The organism is Flammeovirga pacifica (genome assembly GCF_000807855.2).
In the GTDB taxonomy this organism is placed as follows: domain Bacteria; phylum Bacteroidota; class Bacteroidia; order Cytophagales; family Flammeovirgaceae; genus Flammeovirga; species Flammeovirga pacifica.
The window spans coordinates 1,000,212-1,022,405 of the sequence record NZ_JRYR02000002.1 but is presented as its reverse complement, the minus strand read 5'-3'; the positions used below and the strand labels follow the sequence as shown (position 1 = coordinate 1,022,405).

At 33.4% G+C, this 22,194-nt stretch carries 12 protein-coding genes; 7 read left to right on the top strand and 5 right to left on the bottom strand.

The window, feature by feature from the left end:
- Positions 1–53 precede the first annotated feature (53 nt).
- The 4 genes from NH26_RS22975 to NH26_RS22960 all read left to right on the top strand — a co-directional run bounded on the left by NH26_RS22975 (position 54) and on the right by NH26_RS22960 (position 8,022).
- Positions 54–2,432: a glycosyl hydrolase gene (locus NH26_RS22975; protein WP_084812345.1), complete on the top strand. Its 2,379-nt coding sequence runs from the start codon at positions 54–56 to the stop codon at positions 2,430–2,432.
- Between the two features lie 58 nt (positions 2,433–2,490).
- Complete coding sequence (locus NH26_RS22970) at positions 2,491–4,938, top strand: glycoside hydrolase family 2 TIM barrel-domain containing protein (protein ID WP_044227615.1); 2,448 nt, start codon at positions 2,491–2,493, stop codon at positions 4,936–4,938.
- Between the two features lie 240 nt (positions 4,939–5,178).
- Positions 5,179–6,462, top strand: coding sequence for a glycoside hydrolase family 16 protein (locus NH26_RS22965; RefSeq protein ID WP_158022016.1), 1,284 nt, complete (start codon positions 5,179–5,181; stop codon positions 6,460–6,462).
- Positions 6,463–6,471: 9 nt separating this feature from the next.
- Positions 6,472–8,022: a sulfatase family protein gene (locus NH26_RS22960; protein WP_044227610.1), complete on the top strand. Its 1,551-nt coding sequence runs from the start codon at positions 6,472–6,474 to the stop codon at positions 8,020–8,022.
- Positions 8,023–8,122: 100 nt separating this feature from the next.
- On the opposite strand, the gene NH26_RS22955 is transcribed toward NH26_RS22960, so the two are convergent.
- Positions 8,123–8,833, bottom strand: coding sequence for a GNAT family N-acetyltransferase (locus NH26_RS22955; protein ID WP_052432236.1), 711 nt, complete (start codon positions 8,831–8,833; stop codon positions 8,123–8,125).
- A gap of 111 nt (positions 8,834–8,944) precedes the next feature.
- Here NH26_RS22955 and NH26_RS22950 point away from each other — a divergent pair, with 111 nt between their 5' ends.
- Entirely contained in the window at positions 8,945–10,687 is a 1,743-nt protein-coding gene (locus NH26_RS22950; protein ID WP_044227608.1) for an ArnT family glycosyltransferase, read from the top strand.
- A 106-nt stretch (positions 10,688–10,793) separates the two neighbouring features.
- Here NH26_RS22950 and NH26_RS22945 read toward each other — a convergent pair whose 3' ends face one another.
- Positions 10,794–12,338, bottom strand: coding sequence for a DUF1254 domain-containing protein (locus NH26_RS22945; RefSeq protein WP_199880288.1), 1,545 nt, complete (start codon positions 12,336–12,338; stop codon positions 10,794–10,796).
- A gap of 581 nt (positions 12,339–12,919) precedes the next feature.
- Here NH26_RS22945 and NH26_RS22940 point away from each other — a divergent pair.
- The gene (locus NH26_RS22940) at positions 12,920–14,305 is read left to right on the top strand and encodes a hypothetical protein (protein WP_052432235.1); all 1,386 of its coding nucleotides are present in this window, start codon (positions 12,920–12,922) and stop codon (positions 14,303–14,305) included.
- A 217-nt stretch (positions 14,306–14,522) separates the two neighbouring features.
- On the opposite strand, the gene NH26_RS22935 is transcribed toward NH26_RS22940, so the two are convergent.
- The 3 genes from NH26_RS22935 to NH26_RS22925 form a co-directional block, all read right to left on the bottom strand.
- Positions 14,523–15,668: a glycoside hydrolase family 88/105 protein gene (locus NH26_RS22935; protein ID WP_044227606.1), complete on the bottom strand. Its 1,146-nt coding sequence runs from the start codon at positions 15,666–15,668 to the stop codon at positions 14,523–14,525.
- A gap of 29 nt (positions 15,669–15,697) precedes the next feature.
- Positions 15,698–17,029, bottom strand: coding sequence for a BNR-4 repeat-containing protein (locus tag NH26_RS22930; RefSeq protein WP_044227604.1), 1,332 nt, complete (start codon positions 17,027–17,029; stop codon positions 15,698–15,700).
- A 168-nt stretch (positions 17,030–17,197) separates the two neighbouring features.
- Positions 17,198–18,553: an AraC family transcriptional regulator gene (locus tag NH26_RS22925; protein WP_052432234.1), complete on the bottom strand. Its 1,356-nt coding sequence runs from the start codon at positions 18,551–18,553 to the stop codon at positions 17,198–17,200.
- A 551-nt stretch (positions 18,554–19,104) separates the two neighbouring features.
- On the opposite strand from NH26_RS22925, the gene NH26_RS22920 reads away from it, so the two are divergent.
- Positions 19,105–22,137, top strand: a complete 3,033-nt coding sequence (locus NH26_RS22920) for a glycoside hydrolase family 2 TIM barrel-domain containing protein (RefSeq protein WP_071397274.1) — start codon at positions 19,105–19,107, stop codon at positions 22,135–22,137.
- Positions 22,138–22,194: the final 57 nt, after the last annotated feature.

The window sequence follows — 22,194 nt, the reverse complement described above, 5'->3', positions numbered from 1 at the left end:
CTAGAGGGCTGTTTTTTGACACCCTCTAGAATGATATTTAATCTGACTCTAACATGAAAAATACATTCAAAAATATAATTCTAATTCTTCCATTGTTAGCAACATTAATAAGTTGTGACTTGGATGATATGATTAACAATAGACCAGTAGCAGGTGAAGGTGAAGTAGCACCTGAGGTATCTTATTATAAAAAAGGGTATGGACAAACTTTAAAAACACCAATATGGTCAAATTGTGTGGCAGGAGTTTTACCATACTGGCATTACTCATGGGGTAACGATTATCCTACAGATCTACCTGATAACGTTGAATTTGTTCCTATGCTTTGGGGAAGAAATGATGTAGCTGGTAAAGTTGAAAAATTAAAAGAATTAGCTGCAGAAGGAAAGATTTCTTATTTATTAGGCTTTAACGAGCCAGATAAAGAAGACCAAGCACATATGACTGTAGAAGAAGCCATTGAACTTTGGCCACTTTTAGAAACTGTTGGCGTGCCTTTAGGCTCACCAGCTCCAGCAAGTTTAAGCAGTGGTTGGTTAGACGATTTTATGGTGCAAGCTAATGCTAAAGGATTAAGAGTTGATTTTATTTGTTTACACCGTTACACGGATTCAATTGACCCCAATAAATGGATGGAAGCCTTCCAAAATGCGAATACTAAATGGGGTTTGCCTATATGGGTTACTGAAATGGGTTTGGCAGATTGGACTGCTACATCACCAGAAACAAATAAAAGAACCAAAGAACAAGCCTATGACTTAATGGCTGAATTACTTCCGATGATGGATGCCGCTAGTTATATCCAAAGGTATGCATGGTTTGACGGTGGTCGAGCTAAAAATCAAGCAGCTTTACATATTTCAGCTATTTATGAGCAGAATACTGATATGCTGACAGACTTGGGTGCTCTTTATGCTGAACATGATGCCAATTTAAGTACAGGTGGAGGTAGCGGAGAAATTCCTGAAGCTGGAGATTACGGTCTTGTTGTTGATGGCGGTTTCGAATTAAGAAATATCGATGGTGCTTGGGGTGGATACGATAATGGATTTACAGATGAAACTACTGCAAGACATGGTATGGTATCTGGTAAAATTCAAGAAGATAAAAATGGTGACGGTGGTTCAATGCTGCAAGAAATTACAGTTGAACCAAATACAGTCTATGAATTTAATTATTCAACAAAATGGGCGAGTACCCCTGATGGTACCATCTTAGTTCAGGTTCAAGACAGAACACCATCTAGTAAGCCTGAAGCAGGTTGGGATAGATTGTATGCAGAAGAAATCTCTACAAGCACAGATTGGGCAGATGTAAAAACTAAATTTACAACCGGACCAAATACAACAAAAGTATTCTTAGTGTTTTATAAAGGAGGTACAAACGATAATACAAACGCTGGTTTAACAGTACTATATATTGATGAGGTTGCTGTATTTAAAACTGATGAAGTAGTTATCCCTGATCCAGATGTGAAACCAGTACCAGATTCAGGTTTAATTGTTGATGGTGGTTTTGAAACTGTAACACCTGGTACTTTCCCAAGTACTGGTACTCCTTGGTATGGCTTTGATGGAAGTTTTGTTCAAGATATAGCAGGTGCACATACAGGAGAGCAATATGCTGTATTATCAATGGATAATAACAAAGATGGTGCATTTTTAAATCAGGTAGTTAATGGAATTAGTGGTAATAAAGTGTATGCTATTGATTTACATTCTAAATGGTTGACTGCTCCAACTACAGCTGGTATTATCAAGATATTCGATATTACAGACGGAGGGAAAACTGAGTTATTGAATGGTAATTTTGATTCATCAACAGATTGGACAAAAAGTACTTTGACATTCGAAACAAATGCAACTACTTCAGATCTAAGAATCACAATTATAAAACCAGGTGGAGAATTTGAAAATATCGTTCACATTGATGATGTACTACTATTTGAAGAAGGTGATGTAGAACCGCCAGTTACAGAAGATCTTGTTCAAGATGGTGATTTTGAAAATCTTACTGCGGGTGCATTAAGTGCAACAACATCTCCTTGGTCAGGTTATAATTCGGGATCTGCAGATGTTATCACTTCAGCAATTGCAACAGCTTATGAAGGCGAGCAATGTGGTCGATTGAAAAAAGATGATGCTTCTATCATTCAGACGATTACAGTAGAAGAAGGTAAAACATATGTTTTCTCATTGTTTACCAAATGGGAAGATGGGCCAGGTAAAGATCTAAAATTTACGATTAAACCTTCAAATGAGAATTCTTTAAAACATCAGGAAACAATTACTGAAAGTTCAGAATGGGCGGAGACCACTTTTGAATATACAGTACCAACAGGACATAACTCTTTGACTTTTAATATTTATAAAGGAAAAGATAATGATGGTGGGTACTTCTTGATAGATAATGTTTCTGTGAAAGAAAAGTAAGAAAATATAAAAAGTGTGGGAACCTTTTGGGGTTCCCCACTTAAAAAATGATTCATATATGAAAACGAACTACTTATTTTATCTCGTAATCTTATTTTTTGGATGTACGTTCGGTTGTCAAAAAATAGATAAAATTGATAATAACAATAGAGAAGTTACAAGGTTAACAGACGATTGGGAATTTCAGTATAATGATACATTACCACAAAAGTGGAGTAATGTAACTGTACCTCACGATTGGGCTATATCAATGCCTTTTGATAAGAAAATTGATATGCAAGAAGTACTTGTACTAGAAGATGGTGAGAGAATACCTAAGTTAAGAACAGGTAGAACAGGTGCTTTACCTCATATTGGTAAAGGCTTTTATAAAAAAACACTTCATTTTTCTAATCAAGATAAAGACAAAAAAGTTTTTATTCAGTTTGATGGAGCAATGAGTCATGCAAAGGTGTATCTGAATAAAGAATTTGTAGGAACATGGCCTTACGGTTATTCTTCTTTTGAGTTTGATTTGACTTCTTATATTCAATACAATCAAGATAATTTATTAGAAGTACACCTAGAAAATAAACCTTTATCATCAAGATGGTATCCAGGTGCAGGTATCTATAGAAATGTAAGAATTGTAAAAACTAATCCAGTTTATGTAACCAATTGGGGGACTTACATTACAACTCCTGAAATTACTGAAACAAAGGGAAAGGTAAATATTAAAACTACAGTAAAAAACGATTCACAAGAACCTAAGAACATAGAAATTATTCAATCTATCTTTTATAAAGATGAAAGAGTAAGTTCAACATCAAAAACTTTAAAAGTAACCCATACTGAAAAAAATATTGAAATGGATTTAGAGGTGTCATCACCAAAATTATGGTCGATGGAAACTCCTCATCTGTATCAAGTAATTACTCAAATTGCTATTGAAAATGAGATTGTTGATACATATAAAAGTCAATTCGGATTTAGAACAATAGAGTTCACCAATAACAAAGGATTCTTCCTTAATGGTAAATCTGTGAAATTCAAAGGGGTATGTTTACATCATGATTTAGGTCCATTAGGTGCAGCACATAACACATCTGCATGGAGACATCGTTTACTTAAAATGAAAGAAATGGGTGCTAATGCCATTCGTTCTACTCATAACCCTTCTGATCCAAGTTTAGTACAATTAGCCGACGAATTAGGTTTCCTATTTATTGCAGAAGCATTTGACGAATGGGAAGAGGCAAAAACAGAAAATGGATACAATAAACTTTGGAACGATTGGGCAGAAAAAGATTTGGTGGCACTCATTCATAGAGATAGAAACCACCCTTCTTTAATCATGTGGTCTATTGGAAATGAAATTCGAGAACAAAACAAAAAGGATGGATACAAAAATGCTCAATTCTTAACGGATATTGTACACAGAGAGGATCCAACGAGACCTTCAACGGCTGGGTTTAATAATTATAGAGCAGCTATTGATAATGGTTTGGCTGATGCAGTAGATCTACCTGGTTGGAATTACAAACCGAACAAATATAAAGCTACACATAAGGCACATCCTGAATGGAAAATGTATGGAAGTGAAACTGCTTCAACAGTAAGTTCTCGTGGTGAATATTTCTTTCCTGCAAAAGAAGGAAAACACAAGATACGTCCTAGTCTACACTCTAATTCTTTTGATATGGATTTCCCTAATTGGGCACAAACACCTGATAGAGAATTTAAAGCGCAAGAAAATAATGATTTTATTATGGGTGAGTTTGTATGGACGGGTTACGATTATTTAGGTGAACCAACACCTTACAATGAAGAATGGCCTACAAAGAGTTCTTATTTTGGAATCATCGATTTAGCTGGTATTCCAAAAGATCGTTTTTACCTGTATAAAAGCCATTGGTCTAATGAAAAGGTACTACATGTATTGCCACATTGGAACTGGGAAGAAGGTCAAAAAGTAAGTGTTCATGCTTATACCAATTATGATAAAGCAGAGTTATTTATCAACGGAAAATCATTAGGTATAAGAACAAAAAATCAAAGTAATTTATATGATTCTTATCGTTTAAGATGGGATGATATTACTTATCATGCAGGTGAAGTAAAAGTTGTTGCATTGAATGAAAATGGAGATGCAATTGCAGAAGATATAAAATATACAGCAGGTACACCTCATCAATTAAAGATTGAAGTAGATAGATCTGAGGTAAAGGCCAATGGAGAGGAAGTGGTCTATGCAACGGTATCTGTGGTTGATAAAAATGGCGTTTTATGTCCTAGAGCAAGTAATTTAGTGACATTTGATTTAGATGGTGAAGCCAATATTCTTGGCGTAGGCAATGGAGATCCAACTTCATTGGAATCATTTGTAGCACATAAGAGAAAAGCATTTAATGGTAAATGTGTGACTATTTTACAATCCTCTAAAAATGAGGGTACCATTACTTTAACAGCAAAGTCCAAAGGACTTACTTCAGCAGAAGTAACTATTAGTACTAAAAATTCAATTTAAAATGAGAAAGCTTTTCCCCTTGGATAGATGCAAAAGGATGCTATAAGTTCTATTTAAAATATAGAATGAGTGACAACAATTCTGTGTAATTCAAGGGGTAAGGTTTTTCAAATATCTACAGACATTTATATCTGGTAGATGCAACTGACTTTACTCAACGTATCGATAAAAAAAGAGTGCAAACTAATACACTCGTTTTTTGATCATGAATTTAATTTACTACCTCAAAACAAAAAATGTATGAAAAATGAATTTTACTTTCTGACTATTTTCTTTCTTTTTATGGGTTGTGTTAAAGACAATAGCCAACTTCAGAAAAAGGAAAATGAGGTTAAATATCAGCCTTATTTTTTATCAAGTAATCAAAAACAATTAGACTTAGGTGATGCGTGGATAGAAGTCTGGTCTGATGAGTTTAATGGTACTACTTTAGATACCTCTAAATGGACGAAGACTGTAAGTACAAAATCAAGAGCACCACGACCTGAATTAGGTATTAAATCATGGTTTTGGGTTGAAGATCATGTTTGGTTAAATGGAAATGGCCAATTGATTTTAAAAGGGTCAAAAGCATCCAATGATAAGATGTTTTGTGGTAGTGTAGATTCTAAAGGTAAGTATGAAACAAAATACGGTTATTTAGAAGCACGCATCAAAATTGCGGACACATCCAAAGGAAATCATACTGCTTTTTGGTTACAGGGACAGGAACAAGGAAATATAGATGGAACAGGGAATGATGGAGCCGAAATAGATATTTTTGAATCAGCTTGGACTTCAGATTTTACTAAAGCAGTAGTTCATATTGATGGATATGCTGCAGCACATAAAGCCAACACTAAAAAATATGATACACCTAATATTCATGAAGGTTATCATATTTATGGTTTATTATGGGAAGAAGACCGAATGGAAATCTACTATGATGGCGAACTTAAAGTAAGTTATGAGGGTATATGGGTACCACAAGTAAAAGAATGGTTATGGCTTTCTATTGGGGCTAGTTTTGGTGATGGTGATTTTGTAAATCAGCCTATTGGAGATTTATCTATTGCAGAGGTGGATTATGTTAGAGTTTGGGAAAAAGATCCCATGTATCAATCTCCGAATACAACTGATAATATTCGCTTAAGAAATAGAGAGACTGATTTTTATTTCAGGGTAAAAGGAGAAGGTGATGATGTAGCAATAGAACAAACTAATAACTCTAGAACGGGTAGTTGGACCCATTGGAAATTAGTAGAGGATTTCGCTCCATATTATTACATAAAAAATGAAGGAACTCAGAAATTTATCAGAGCTCAGGTGGATGAGAATAATGCACAAGTCTATACTAAGCCTTTAAATAATACCGGAGCATGGACGCAGTGGGAATTTATCTATGTAAATGAAGGCTATTTTTTGGTAAAAAATAAAGAGACTAAAAAGTATTTAAGAGCAACTTCCAAATCAAATGATTCTCCTATTTTACTAAGTACTTCTACAGATTATTATGCTCAATGGAAAATTGAAACGATCAACTAAATTAAATAAATGAAAAAATTACTTATTAGTACCGCAATGGTAGGTTTGATGTCTTGTCAGATGACTTCAACCGATCAAAAACAAGCGGTCAATCAGGAGGGGAAACCCAACATCATTATTTTTTATGTAGACGATTTAGGTTATGGAGATATTGGTGTCAATGGTTTAAAAGGAGCAAAAACACCAGAAATCGACAAATTAGCTAATGAGGGAATACTTTTTACGGATGTACATTCACCTCATGCAACGTGTACACCATCTAGGTATTCTATGCTAACCGGAGAATACGCTTTTAGAAAACAAGCTCAAATTCTTCCAGGTGATGCACCTTTACTAATCGATCCAAATAAAAAAACACTTCCTGATATGTTGAAGGAAAAAGGTTATACTACCGGTGTTGTTGGGAAATGGCATTTAGGATTAGGAAATGGAAATGTTGATTGGAATAAAGCTGTAAAACCAGGTCCTTTAGAAATTGGGTTTGATTATTCATTTTTATTACCCTCTACAGGAGATAGAGTGCCCTCTGTATATTTAGAAAATCATCATGTAGTCAATTTAGATCCTAAGGACCCGATTACGGTAAGTTATAAAAAGAATATTTCTGATAGACCTACTGGCAATGAACATCCTGAGCTTTTAAGACAGGGAGCTGATAAACAACATGGGAATACTATCATCAATGGTATTTCTAGAATTGGATACATGAAAGGGGGAGAGAAAGCAGTTTGGACCGATGAGGATTTTCCAGAGAAATTAGCAGGAAAAGCATCTGATTTTATCAAAAAGAATAAAGACAATCCTTTCTTTTTGTATTTCGCTTTCCACGATATTCATGTTCCAAGATTACCTTCAGATCAATTTAAAGGTAAATCTGAAATGGGTGTAAGAGGAGATGTGATTCTTCAATTGGATTATACAACAGGTTTGGTCATGAAAACACTTAAAGAATTAGGGCTTGATCAGAATACGTTAGTCATATTCACGTCAGATAATGGAGGTGTCTTAACAGATGGTTATGATGATCATGCCATCGAACTATTAGGCGATCATAAACCTAATGGTCCTTTTAGTGGAGGTAAATACTCTTCTTTTGAAGGTGGTACTAGAGTTCCTATGATCACTTATTGGCCGAATAAAATCAAAGGAGGACAAGTAAATGATGCCACGTTTTCTCATATAGATTTCTTCGCTTCTTTTGCTCATTTGCTTGGAGTTGAATTGCCTAAGGAGGTTGCTCCAGATTCTAAAAACATGCTTCAAGAATTGGTAGGTACGTCTGATAAAGGGCGTGATCTTATGCTCGAAGAAGGTTTTACTTTAGCATTAAGAAAAGGGGATTGGAAGTACATTCAACCTATTCCTAAAGGGAAGCGAATTCCTAATTTTATGGATAAAGTAAAACAAATTGAAGGAGGTATGTCGCGTCAACCTCAATTATATGATCTGAGTACAGATTTACAAGAAAGAGTTAATGTCGCCAAAGATCATCCAGAATTAGTAAAAGAGCTACAATCAAAATTAGATTCAATCAAAAATTATAAACAGAAGGAATCTTAGTATTGTTGGTTAGATAAAAAGAATGGAAGCATAACATTATATGCTTCCATTCTTTTATTTATCATAATTAGATGGTGTGAATTGTATTGAATACAGTGTTTTAATTCAATATTCTATACGTTTTGATTTCACCAAATTCTTCAAAACCATATTTTTTATAAATTGGTAATCCCAACTGAGACGCATGAAGAACTGCTAGATTTTTATTTTCTTTTTTGGCTTCCAAAAGAAGTTTTAGCGTCATTTTTTTACCAATTCCTTTACCTCTTGCTTCATCGATGGTACCGATCATGTGAAAACCGGCATTATTAAGACTATCAAAGAATAAAATACCACAACCTAATATTAATTCATTTTCTTTATAAATGAATGCTCGAATATTTTCAGACAAAGTCATATTAAATATAACTTCAGAAGAGACATTATATTTAAAGGAGGCAGAGGCTGTTTTTGCAAAAGACTCAGCATCTTTTTTATTTTTTACTAAAATGATGTTTTCATCGTCTTCATCAGAAAGTTTTGTTGTAGCTAATTTAACCGACATATTGATCTGATTAAAAGCATATTCAAAACGATCCTTATCAAGGTGAATATCAAGTTCACCATCTAATGTGACACCTTCAGGAATACTACCATTTTTTAATGAAGGCAGTTGATCTAGGTTCTCTACATCAATATCAAAAACTCTATTAGGCCAATCCGATGCTTTATGCCATACCATTTTAAATGTTTTCATATCAGAAAATAGATTGGATTGCTGTCCGACGAGAGTCCAGAATTCAAAAACGTTTTGGATGATTTGTTTTTTCATAGTGATGAGTATTATCAGTGAATGAGTTACGAAAATATATATTATAAATCAAAAAGTTCTTATGTAGATGAGTAATTCATTAACTTCGTTTTGTATACAGGTTAAGCAAAAATGAAATTATATAATAAGTTACCTCCGTTAATTGTCTATGTGTTTTTTCTATGGTTTATATTGACTAGTATAAATATAAATAAGGCATTTCATATTGATGATACATTTCATTTAGAAGCTGCTGAATGGATACGCAACAATCCTTTAAAACCAATGTCAGGTTTAATAAATTGGGGTGACCAAAAAGAGGCAATTTATGAATTTAATCAGCCTCCATTATTTTTTTATTTCGTATCCTTATCACTAACCATATTTGGAGATAGTGAAATTTTCCTTCACTTATTTTTCTCCATTTTTACATTCATAGCACTGTTATTTTTTTCCAAGTTATCTAACTTTTTAAAAGTTAGGTCACCCTTTTTATTACTCACGATTTTTGCCTTTTGCCCTGCTTTTATTGTCAATCAAAATCTGATGACAGATGTTCCAATATTAGCTATATCTCTTGTTGTCATGTATTGCCTTTTAAAAGGTCAGAATAGAGATAGTTTTAAATATTACCTGCTTTCTTCAATAATACTTTCTATTGGTTTACTTATAAAATATACCTTACTGCCTTTGCTTTTAGTAATACTCATTACTATTCTAGCAACAGGTAAGTTCAAAAAAAGTGTGGTGGTAGTTGTACCTTTGGTAGTATTGTTGATTTGGTCTATTTGGAATTTATTTGAATTTAATTTTATCCATTTATTTTTTCGAACTACTTCTATATCAGGATTAAACCAAAATAATATATTAGCTTTTATGGCTACCCTAGGAGCAGTTACAATTATTACGGTCGTCTATATATACAATTTGATTCCCAGTAAAATAACTTCTCTTCTTATTATTAGTAGTAGTGCATTTTTTTTATTATTAATTCCGTTAGTATACTTTGATATCATTAAAGAAGCTAGGTTTAATTCTTTATTGAACTACATATTTATTATTAATGGAACTCTTTTAACTCTTTTAATTTGTTATCAAGTTATACATTCTTTAATCTCTCAAAGAGAGAATTTTTTGCGTTCACCTTTTTTTTCTTTAGCCCTCTATATCATCGGAGTATCTGCATTTATAGTTTTATTTGCTCCATTTAATGCTACTCGACACGTACTTTTATTAATACCATTTATTCTGTTATTTGGTCATACGTTCTTGGAAAGAACACCGACTATTATAAATACTATAATGGTCATCACTACCATCATAGTAGGATTATTATTGGGGATTTCTGATTGGTTATACGCCGATTTTTATCGGAAGAACAGTCAAAATTTAAGTTTTAAAAATCAGAAGGTTTGGTCAATAGGTCATTGGGGTTGGCAATGGTATTCAAAAAAAACAGGTATGATAATTTACTCTGAAGAAGAGGAATTTAATATTAGAGAAGGTGAAATAATTATTATTCCTAAAGATGTGAGTTCTCAAAAATTAAGTAAAGATATCCAATTAGATACTATCCAGTTTATAACAGAAACACCAACATTTTTCACTTTTTTTTCAGGTAAAAACTTTGCGAGCATGTACAATTCATTTAGAGATAAACCTTCTTGGTCTTTATCCAAAATGCCTATTGATACAATTTTTATTTGTCAAGTGACAAAAGAGTTAGAGATTGAAGATATAGTTAATAGAATTAAGTCTGATGATAAAAGGTTATTTGAAATGAAAAACAAAGCTTTAAATAAAGGTATATCCTTTGATTCATTACTGATGATGGAGGCGACAAGAGCATTAGACAAAAAAAGAAATAGTAAATAAATATGTCATACATAAATAATGTAGGCGTATTCACTATTTTTGGTTTTAGTCATTACAAAAAAAAGGATGTATAAAATACACCCTTTTTTTAAATTAAAACAATAATTTACACTTTAACCTCTACGGCATCCGATGGATACCATTCACCATCAAACCAAGGTTCTAATGGACCATACAATCTAAAGATTGTATTCCACCCTTTACCTGGAACTGTCTGAATCCAGTTGTTTTCCATTCCTTTAGGGGCTTTAGGCCCAATGTATATATCCCAACTACCATCTTTGTTTTGTATCAATCCCTTTTTGTTGTTGTCTATACCTGGGAATTGTTGATCTGTTTGTAACATTGATCGAGTTTGGTTATCATAAATTGTAAAAGACCAGAAGTCTTTCATTGGAGGGTTAGCAGGAATGTGATATTTATATGTCTTATTCCCATCAAATGTGTTCCCATCTTTATCTGAATAAGCAATAGCATATTGAGAACCTTTTCCAATAATTTTCATCGACATGGCAGGGGTAATACCAGTGGCATAAAAGTGGAAAGCACTTCTTGCATCTAATAAACGCACCCCGTTATGTTCGAAAAGGTAGCTTTTATAGGCAAGAGGGTTCAACCATTGCGTTCCTTTGAACTTATATAAATATTCATTTCTAGGTTTAGCCATTTGAGTACGTACAATAGCACTACCTAATTTAGCCGCCTCTTTTAATATAGCTTGCATTCTTGGGTCAGGATTAAATTCTTTCCCTTTTTCAATACCGATTGCCGCAAGTGTACCTAAAATTTCAGGATTTTCTGCTGCAGATGGTTCTGATTGAACGACAGCATTGATTTCTTCATAAATTCTTTCATCCATTTTATGGATTGTATTGATATCTTGTCCTGATACATTCACAAAGTTCATTTTAGGTTGTTTGTTCTTTTGTGATAGCGGATATACTTTATAATTAGCTTTAGTAGCTCGAACCGCTGGTTTAGGGTCTCCATTTTTTTTGAAACCTCTCCAAATCACCCAATGTCCGTGAGTTTTTGCTTGTTTTACAAAATAACCCTTTGGTATATCACCTTTATAACCTGGAGGTAAGATTAAGAATTTACCTCCCTTCGCTTTATCAGGACCTAAACGTCCAAAGTCGGCTACATATTTAAAATAATGATCATCAATAATACCTAGTACATCAGGAGGAGTTTCAATAACCATGGGTTCATCTCCTAATTCTAACCAAGACATCATGTAGACATTTGTAGTATTGGCTGTGAGGAAGAACGATTTTGAATCCATCAATTCTTCAAAAATAACTACCGTTTGGTTGGCTGGGCCATATTCAAGAATACCTTGTTTCATCGCCTCCATAGAAGCAATCTGGATACCTTTTGTAAAAGCATCCACGGCGTGACCTAAATCTATATAATCATAGACTTTTTCAGCTGTTTCTGGTTTAGGTACACCATCAAAGAAAGATAGTTCTCCTAATGTTTCTGTTTTAATTTCATTTGAACTTTCAATTCCATCAGGAATGTCAGTAGTCATTTTCATTTTTGGAAGCGTATCAGTATTTCCTAATGAAGTATCATTGGAAGACTGTTGACAACTTGAAAATATTGTCCCCATCATGAGGATGGATAATAAGTGTTTGTAATTAAACATTTTGGTTGGTGTTAATTATTTGATAGTCTGATATTTATTTTTAGTATACAAAATTTATTTACTAAAAATTTCTTTTGACATATCAAATGTTGATTCGTACATTTTTTTTAATTTCTTGATTGATTTTTATATCAATCGATTCATATTGTTCATCAAAGTGACTTTTTGATGGATTATGAATCTGAGAATTTTAATAAGTAAGTATAATTTTCTTTCATTTTGATAGATGTTTGATCTTAAACATTAAGAATAATCATATAGTAATATCAAATCATTAAAAATGTCACTAAAAGAATGAATAAATTTATTTAGTTTAATGGTATACAATTTATTTGTGGTCAATAAGAGGAAAAAATCATTAATTTTTTATGCCAAAATGAGTGTAGAAATAAAGCATTTACAAAAGATTAACTCTTTAATTTTCAATATTAAATTGATTTAACAACAGTGCTACGTATAACTAAATAATCATGTTTACTACAGCGTGATTTTAAAAACTAAACTCTCAGAAGAGAAGATTCTACTGCGATCAATTAGACTAAAAAAACCAATTATCAAATTACCATTAAAGACATTACATTATGAGAATCATATACACCAAATCAATTCTATTGTCTTTATTTTTCTTAAGTATTTTCCATTGGACAAATGCACAAGATAAGACTACCGTAACAGCTACAGACGATGATATAAGTGCCAACTTAGATTTAGAAGTAGTCGCTGCCGTTTTTGGTGAGTCAAAAGACTTAGAGGAATTTGAAAAAAAATTAAACGATCCAGAACAACAAATTTCTAATTTAGATTTAAATAACGATGGAGAGGTAGATTACCTTAGGGTAGTTGATACTTCAAAGAAAAATACACACGTAATTACAATACAAGCTGTTATTGGGGAAGATAAATACCAAGATGTAGCTGTAATCGATGTGGAAAAAGATGAAAAAGGAGAAACACAAGTTCAAGTGGTAGGAGATGTCTACATGTATGGATCAAATTATATTGTAGAACCTATTTACGTACATCATCCTCCTATTTATGTTTGGTTTTGGGGACCTTATTACAACCCTTGGAGATCACCGTTTTATTGGGGTTATTATCCTCCTTATTATAGACCTTGGAGACCTTATCCTGTACCTTATTATAGAAATCATGTTAGGGTGAATATTAATATTCATCATAGACCAACCTATCGACATACTACAGTGAGAAAAAGTCATAGAGCGGTGAACATGCATAAAGAAATAAGAAAGACTGATTATGCAAAACAATACCCTAATAAGTCTTTTGATAAACGACATAAAGATGTGGGTAATGCGTCTCAATTACCTCAACAGAAACCTATTACTTCTGATGTGAAACCAAAGGATAAATCGGCAAAGCCAGCAACTCCAAAAACATCAGATAAGTCGATGAAACCTAAGACTTCAGATCATAAAGGAAAAGATAAATCGGTACAGCCGGGTACACCAAGTACTGCAGATAAAAATACGAAAGAGAATAAAGCGGGGAAACCAAATACTCCTGCAACTTCTGATAAACAGGTGAAATCTTCTCCATATAACACTTATGAAGAAAAAGCAAAACCATCTACATCAGATAAAAGAACAGGCAAGGCTTCTACAGGAAAACAGGTGCAAACCGATTGGAAGACGTCTTCAGAAAAATCTGGAAAGAACTCTAACGTGAAAAATAATAAGGTGAGTGTACCTACTTATAATTACCCTACACAAAAGAGTAATACAAAACAAAAGAAGACAACGACCACACCATCTCATAATAAGAAACAAACTCGACCTTCTACAATGCCTTCAAATACACAAAAGAAAGCAACAAGACCGTCGAATAATTCTTACAATAGATCGTACAATAAACCCCAACAGAGGCCACAAACAAGGCCCGCACCTTCTACACGACCTACAACAAGACCTGCTGCCCGACCAGCAACACCATCAAAAAGTCGACGATAGGCACAAGAAAAGGACGTATTTATACGTCCTTTTCTCGTAATTAATAATGTTTTTGTACTTCTACTATTTTCTGTAGGCCAATTTAATCGTAGATTTTCATTTTCTATTTCTGGAACTTGATCAAAGAGAAGAGATACCAATACTTTTGTGTTGATGACGCTAAGACTTTCTATACTGATATCGACTTTCTCCAATAAGACATAGAAAGTAAAATATTTTATTGTTGGCTAACTAGTTGATACATTTCACAAGCAGCAAGTAGGTAAGCACCCACACCAAAATCGGCTGTAGAATTTTCGTCTACTTGTTGACCGGGAATAGCACGTTCTCCGATAGGTTGAACATAACCAATTTTGCCATTTTCATTTAATGCAGTAGTGATTAAATAGTGCCAAGAATTTTGAATAACGGGTAAATACTTTTTCTTGGAAAGAACACCGTTATTAATACCCCATAAGTAACCATAGGTAAAAAATGCTGTTCCGCTTGTTTCTGGTCCTGGTGCATGTTCAGGATCTAAAATACTACGTGTCCAATAGCCTTCTTTTTGTTGTGCTTCTTTTAAAGTGATGGCCATTTTTTTGTAAATGTCTTCGAAATAAGCTCTCTTCTTCCAACTTTTTGGAGTGTCTTGAAGTACTTTTGCTAAGCCAGCAAATACCCAACCGTCACCTCTTGCCCAGAAATCTTTTTTACCATTTTCAGATGTGTGTTTTGGAAAAACATATCTAGCATCTCTGAAGAAAAGTCCAGTTTCCTTGTCATACATGATGTCTTTAGAGTACGAAAAATACTCGTAAAGTTTATCTAAATAACGTTCATCGCCAGTAAGTTGATATAATTTTGTCATGACTGGCATTACCATATAAAGACCATCTGCCCACCACCAATAATCAATTTTAGAGGTAGACATTTCATACTCCATCACTTCTTTTGCTCTAGCAATCATTTGCTCAGATTTATCATCAGATAATTGATACAAATCAATGTATGTTTGAAAGCAAATTTGCCAATCACCAAATAGAACATACTCATCTGTTTCTCCGTATTTGTATTTCCATTCTGATTTATTATTCGATTTAGCACCTTTCCATTCATTGTGTTTTGCCCATGCTAAGGAGTAATGAAAATAAGCTTCTTTTTTTGTGACTTTATACGCGGCTATATTTCCAGTATGATAAGCAGCATGATCCCAAAATGAACGTATCTCTGCTTTATGATTTGCTTGCCAATAATCGTTTACTTTTATAATAATGTCTTTTACCTCTTCTTTTTTAGCGATCGGTTGTTTGGGTGTTTTGTAAGCTACAAATAGTAAGGTTACTAAAGTTCCTATCCATCCAATTAATATCTTCTTTTTCATCGTTTTATCTTTATAATTTCTATTCCTTATTAGTTTACTTTTTCATCGTATTGAGGAGCATCACCCTTAAATTTTTTATTCATAAATTCTCCAACAATTCGTGCTCTATAATTCATATAAGTGGTATATCTACCATGAAACCAAAGCACAACTCGATCTTTAGATTTTGTAATACCTTTAGGAACATAAGGTCTTAAATTATCTTGTTTAGAGTCTTTTGTTATTGCAGTCCATTTCCAAGTATGACCATTGTCTTTTGTAATACCAGAATAGATTTCATAGCGTTCGCCTTCAATGTTTGAGATCGGGTTTTTATTAGAAGACATAAAGACTTGATTTGTATTATAGGGATTGATGGTGATAATTCCTGTATAATCATCTTCTCCTTTGTATAAACCTTTTCCAGCATCACTGACTAAATGATTGCTCCATTTTGTACCATCCCATTTTGCATAATGATAAGTGATATGATCAATATCAATTTGTTTAGAATAACTTACTACCGGGTAGCCTTTAGCATCATAATTAATGTTATGTGTCCAAGCTCTTGCTTTAGTACCATCAGACCCAAATTGATACAGTTTCTTTACGGAAGAAACATCAATAGGTTTGCCATCAAATATGCTTTCTAATTTTGTGATAAAAGTGCCATCCGTTTGATAAATATTGCCTTGTGTCCCGTCTTCATTTGTTTTATAATAGCAATGATATAAACTGTTATCAGCCTTTCGAGGATGACCATCAGTAAAGAAGAAGTCAATTCGATCAATATTATTTGAAGTATATTTTACATATGGACGTACACTGCCATCTCCATTTTTAAAAAGAATAAAATCTTTACCTTTTCTCAGAGGTTCACCAGTATTCGAATAGGTTTTTACATTAGGGTTGAAATTATTGGTACGCATAAAGTTATAAATCTTCCCATTTTCTCCACTTAACTGAAAAGCGTTATTATAGGTTGCACCTTTATGGTCTGAATTATTTGTGGTGATCTGAGTTATTTCTTTTCCCCAATCTTTTTGTTGAGTAGGTTCATCAACTAAAGACGTTCTAAAATAGTTCTTTTTGGGACCAATATGCTTACTATAAAATGCCATGACTTTCCCATCTTTTCTCATTAAAACAGAGGCATTATTATGATCATCTTTTTGGGCCCAAGTACTTAATATTATTTCATTTCCAATAGTTGCCCCAGTTGAAATATCTGTGGTGGATAATGCTGTTTTACCATCACTTTTGACATAAGAAGTATATAATATTCCATTTTTAAAGGCCGCACGCTCGTCGTTGTACCAAGTCCAAGCACCGTCTTCGGCTACGATAAAATCGAACCCTGTTTTAGTATTGTGTTGTGCCATCGCAGTTGAAAAACTGCAAAATAGGATCAGGCTTATTATTAGATTATGTAGTTTCATATAGATAGATTTTTTAGTTCTTATCTAAACATAATCTGTGATATTTTTATTGATCTTCAAATTTGTGCTAAATACGCCTATAAATAAATGCTATTATTGATTGTCAGTGTTTTATGTGTTGAATATTGGGGACTTATTTTCAATATTTGAAAGCTGTTCTTGATATTCTAACGGACTTTTGCCTGTTATTTTTCTAAAAACCGTACTAAAGTAATTAGGATTATTGTACCCCACTTTATAAGCTGTATCACTTACAGAAGTATCGAAAAGATGTTGTTGAGCAGCTTCAATTCTTAGCTTGGTTTGAAATTGCAATATTGTTTGCCCCACTGTTTTTTTGAACTCTCTCATTAAATGTGCTTTACTTAAACCAGCGATAAGTGCGATTTGGTCAACACTTAAATCTTCGTCATAATGTTCTTGAAGATAATCTACCACAGTTTTTACCGCACGAGTATTTTTTTGTAATGGATTATCACTTATCATTTCAGATAATTGTTGTGCTTCACTAAAAATGATTTCATTTACTTGTTTAGCATCTTCACTCTCCAAAATTGCATGAGTTCGTTCAGCATTTCTTTGCAATAAGGCTTCTTTATCACCTCCAGCTTCAATAGTTGTATCAGTAAACATCATAAGGATTTCTCGTATCCTCATTTTATAAATTTCCAGATCGCCGTAAGAGACTTCTTCCAGGTTTTCTAATAGAGATTTGACTTCTTTAGTCTTCACTCCCTGATCTGATTTTATGATAAATTGTAGCTCTTCTTTTAAAAGGCTTACTTTTCCTTTCATGTCGTTGATATCTAAGAAAACGGCCCAAATCCACATACCACCAACAGGTATAGAGGCGATATAGTATAATCCGATATTTTGTGGCTCTGTTCCAATACCAATAACTAAACTAAGTCCGAAAAGTACCCCACCTGCAAGAAAGAGTAGCAGTTTTAATTGTCTTCGGCCTAAAATTTCTTTAATGATAAGAATTGAACAAGGTAGAATCAATTGAATAATGGCTCCAACAATTTGAACTTTATGAGCACTTTTAATACCATCTATATTTACAATTGAATCACTCACAAACCAATGTAATGTTCCATAATCAAAAAATAAGATATAGTTAATGGCAAGAATTACACCCATAGAGTAAGGTAAAATATAAAGACTTTTTGAGGACCTAATTCCACTTTGTTTTGCTGTTGCAATGAGGAGTGAGGGTATACCTATTCCAAGAAGTAAAAACATTCTAACATAAAGAACAATTACTGCATTAGTTTCTGAGGCATAAACCCAAGCCATTCTCCCAATTAAAAACAAAGTAAAAGAGGATAGAAATAAATTGTATAATTTGTAGTCTGCAGAAATTCTTTTTCTTACAATAGTAAAGTATAAAAGTATTGTAAAAAATAGCTGGGCAGAAACCACAGGAGCCAATACGTATTCAAAAATGTCGCGATTTAATTCCACTATTTAGTATGAGTTTAAAGATAGAAGTGTATTAATGATATAATTTATCACCTTTATCGCTCCCCAAAAATAACTAATGATAGAAATAAGTAATCACAATATTACCCCCCATAATTGCCCATAATTTTTTGCTTAAAATCATCATTCAATTCCAGAAATGTATATTATTAAAAATTTATGAGTGATTTAATCTTAAAGTTGATTGACTTCATTTATTCAGAATATATCATTTTGATAGGCTAATTTTTTTGAAGCAAATTATCAAAATTGGAAGCATAAATGGGTGATGAATTGCAAGATTTCTGATATCGAAAAAGTAAATTATTGATATTTTAGATATGTAAGGGGTTCATTTTCATTTTTAAGAGTCTTCAGAAAAGTATTTATTGTAATTGTACGTAAAAATACATTTGGCTAATCGTTAGTTGTTGATGATTGTAACCTATTTAAAATGTGTGGGTTAACTGTGTGAATACACTATTTATACACAGAGGTTCATGAAATGTCTTATATATTTTCATTTTTGTAGAGTAATTCAAAATGAAATATATATGAAATACTTACTTATAATTGGGATATTTTTTTCATCCCTACAACTAATCGCACAGCAAAGAATCAATTTTAATGAACATTGGAAATTTAAATTAGAAGATCAAACTGGAGCTGATAAAGTAAAATATAATGATACAAATTGGAGAGCGTTAAACCTTCCTCACGATTGGAGTATAGAAGGGGAATACGACGAGAATCATCCAATGGGAGACAAGTGTGGTTACTTGCCAGCTGGTATTGGTTGGTATAGAAAAACAATAAAAGTTCCTAAAGAGTGGAAAGGACAATATGTTCAGATTACTTTCGATGGTGTTTTTATGAATAGCACTGTTTGGGCCAATGGCAGAAAACTAGGGGACAGACCTTATGGTTGGATTACATTTGGATATGATATTTCTAAGGAGGTGAACGAAAATGATGAAATCACATTTGCAGTAAGGGTAGATAATGATTTACAACCTGCCGCTAGATGGTATACAGGTTCTGGTATTTATGCCAATACTTGGATTGATTTAAAGTCACCACTTCATGTTCCATTATCAGGAATTTTTGTAAGAACAGAAAAGAATAATGTGATCGTAACTACTGAATTAGAAAATAAATTCGATAGTGATAAAAAAGCTCAATTAGTCACTTCTATTGTTGATGCAAATGGTACTGAAGTGGCCAAAGCAAAATCAAAAGTGGCAATAAAAGCGAATGGGAAAGAATATATTACTCAAAATATAACAATTGAGAATCCTCATTTATGGTCTACTTCTTCACCTTATTTATACAAAGCAGTAACAAAGATTGAAGCAAAGAAAGTCGATCAAACATATACTACAAATTTTGGAGTGAGAGATGTAGAATGGTTACCGGAAACAGGTGTTTGGATTAACGGAGAAAACGTTAAACTTCAAGGTGTTTGTAATCATCAAGATGCAGGTGCTTTAGGGGCAGCGGTACCAGATAAAGTTTTACGTTTCAGATTACAACAATTAAAAGATATGGGTGTGAATGCAATTCGTACTTCCCATAACCCACAAACACCTCAGTTTTACGATATGTGTGATGAGATGGGATTAATTGTTATGGATGAAATTTTTGATGGCTGGCATAAGAAGGCAGATAATGATTACGGTGCTCACTTTTTTAACGAATGGTGGAATCGTGATTTAACAGATTGGATAAAAAGAGATCGAAATCATCCATCAATTATTATTTATTCTGTAGGAAACGAAACTAGAGGTGAAGAAGCAGCGAAAGCTTTAGTAGAAAGATGTCACGAATTGGACAACACAAGACCTGTAACTTCAGGACACTCCGGTTCTGATCATATGGATGTTTTTGGAGTAAATGGTCATAGTGAAAAGAAAGGATTTTTTGATCACTTACAAAAAGATAGAGTGTTTATTGGCACAGAAAATACTCATACTTGGCAAGTAAGAGGATATTATAGAACAAAGACTTGGTATAGAGATGGTTATCCTAGTAAACGTCATTTACCCTACGAATATCCTGATTTAACCGATGAAGAAGTGTTTACTTACGATTGGACAACATCTGCTAAAAAGAATAGCTTTAAACAAATCTTCAATTCAAGTTATGATAACGCTATGGTGCGTTTAACTTCAAGACAAAATATTGAGCAACTAAGAGATATTCCTAATTATGCTGGTTCATTTAGATGGACAGGTCATGATTATATTGGAGAAGCAGGTTTTGTACATGGTGGTTGGCCCTTCAAAGCATTCATGGGTGGAGCTATAGATATGGCCAACTTCGAGAAGGATCTATTCTATCTGTATCAATCGCAATGGACAACAAAGCCAATGATTCATATTTTACCTCATTGGACACATCCTACATTAGAGAAAGGAGTGGAAATTCCAGTTTGGGTTTATTCTAACTGTGATGAAGTTGAGTTATTCATAAACGGTACATCACTTGGTAAACAAAAACCAGGTAAATCATGGGATAAGATGCAATGCGAGTGGTTAGTAGGGTACCAAGAAGGTGAACTGAAAGCGGTAGGTTATAAAGACGGAAAAGCGATTCTTAATGAAGTAATCAGAACAGCAGAAGCACCTTCTCGTCTTAAATTAACTGTGGATGGAGAAGGAATGCTTGATAGTAATGAAGATATCGTTCAAGTAAGAATTGCGGCTACAGATAGCAAAGGTGAATTCTATCCTTATGGAGAGAATCGAAGCTTCTATAAAGTGATCGGTTCTGCTAGAGTGAAAGCTTTAGATAACGGTAGTCCAATTGATGTGGAAAAACATTATGAGGCCAAAGATAGAATTGCTTTTTACGGTCTAACAAGAGCGTATGTTGAAAGTACTGATGCCACAGGTGATATTAATCTTTATGTAGGTGCTATTTTAGGAGAAAAAAGACTTCTGACTTCTCAAAAAGCAAGTATAGATGTAGAGCAAATTACGTTAAGAGGTAAAGCAACTTCTGGCGATATTAAAATCTATTATACTACAGATGGTTCTACACCAACAACAGCATCAAAAGAATATAAAAATGCTTTTGATATCGAATTAGGAACTACTGTGAAAGCTTTAGTTACTTTAGATCAAAAAGAGTTATTAATGATGCACGAAGAGTTTGCAGCCGATGCTGGTTTCGAGTGGAAAACAGTCATGACTGCAGCCAATCCAGGGGGTGATCAAGCAGAAGACGCAACTTTCGATGGTGTCACAATTTCTAATGAAGGAGAAAACTTTAACGGAAAAGGTTTTATCGATTTTGGTAAAAACGAAGGGGGTTATGTGGAGTTCTATCAAGAAAACGATGGTAGTGAAGGTGAATACATTCTTAAATTAAGATACTCTGCTGCACGACGCGATGTGAAACAACATACGGTAACTTTATCAGTCAACGGAAAAGAACAAGTATTGACGTTAGACGCTTGTAAAAATTACAAAAAAGAATGGAAAGAATATGAGGTGAAAGTACAATTAGGTATGGGAGCCAATACGATTCGTATTACTGCACTTAAGTGTAATGGTTTCTGCTTGGACGAAATGAAAGCGATCTAATTCAAAAATATTTAATGGTGATTCTATGACAAATCAATTTATTTTGTGTTTTATAGA

Excerpts from the sequence above, each read along its gene's own strand:
- NH26_RS22975 (WP_084812345.1), top strand. The coding sequence starts at position 54 with ATGAAAAATACATTCAAAAATATAATTCTAATTCTTCCATTGTTAGCA.
- NH26_RS22970 (WP_044227615.1), top strand. The coding sequence starts at position 2,491 with ATGAAAACGAACTACTTATTTTATCTCGTAATCTTATTTTTTGGATGT.
- NH26_RS22965 (WP_158022016.1), top strand. The coding sequence starts at position 5,179 with ATGAAAAATGAATTTTACTTTCTGACTATTTTCTTTCTTTTTATGGGT.
- NH26_RS22960 (WP_044227610.1), top strand. The coding sequence starts at position 6,472 with ATGAAAAAATTACTTATTAGTACCGCAATGGTAGGTTTGATGTCTTGT.
- NH26_RS22955 (WP_052432236.1), bottom strand. The coding sequence starts at position 8,833 with ATGAAAAAACAAATCATCCAAAACGTTTTTGAATTCTGGACTCTCGTC.
- NH26_RS22950 (WP_044227608.1), top strand. The coding sequence starts at position 8,945 with ATGAAATTATATAATAAGTTACCTCCGTTAATTGTCTATGTGTTTTTT.
- NH26_RS22945 (WP_199880288.1), bottom strand. The coding sequence starts at position 12,338 with ATGTTTAATTACAAACACTTATTATCCATCCTCATGATGGGGACAATA.
- NH26_RS22940 (WP_052432235.1), top strand. The coding sequence starts at position 12,920 with ATGAGAATCATATACACCAAATCAATTCTATTGTCTTTATTTTTCTTA.
- NH26_RS22935 (WP_044227606.1), bottom strand. The coding sequence starts at position 15,668 with ATGAAAAAGAAGATATTAATTGGATGGATAGGAACTTTAGTAACCTTA.
- NH26_RS22930 (WP_044227604.1), bottom strand. The coding sequence starts at position 17,029 with ATGGCACAACACAATACTAAAACAGGGTTCGATTTTATCGTAGCCGAA.
- NH26_RS22920 (WP_071397274.1), top strand. The coding sequence starts at position 19,105 with ATGAAATACTTACTTATAATTGGGATATTTTTTTCATCCCTACAACTA.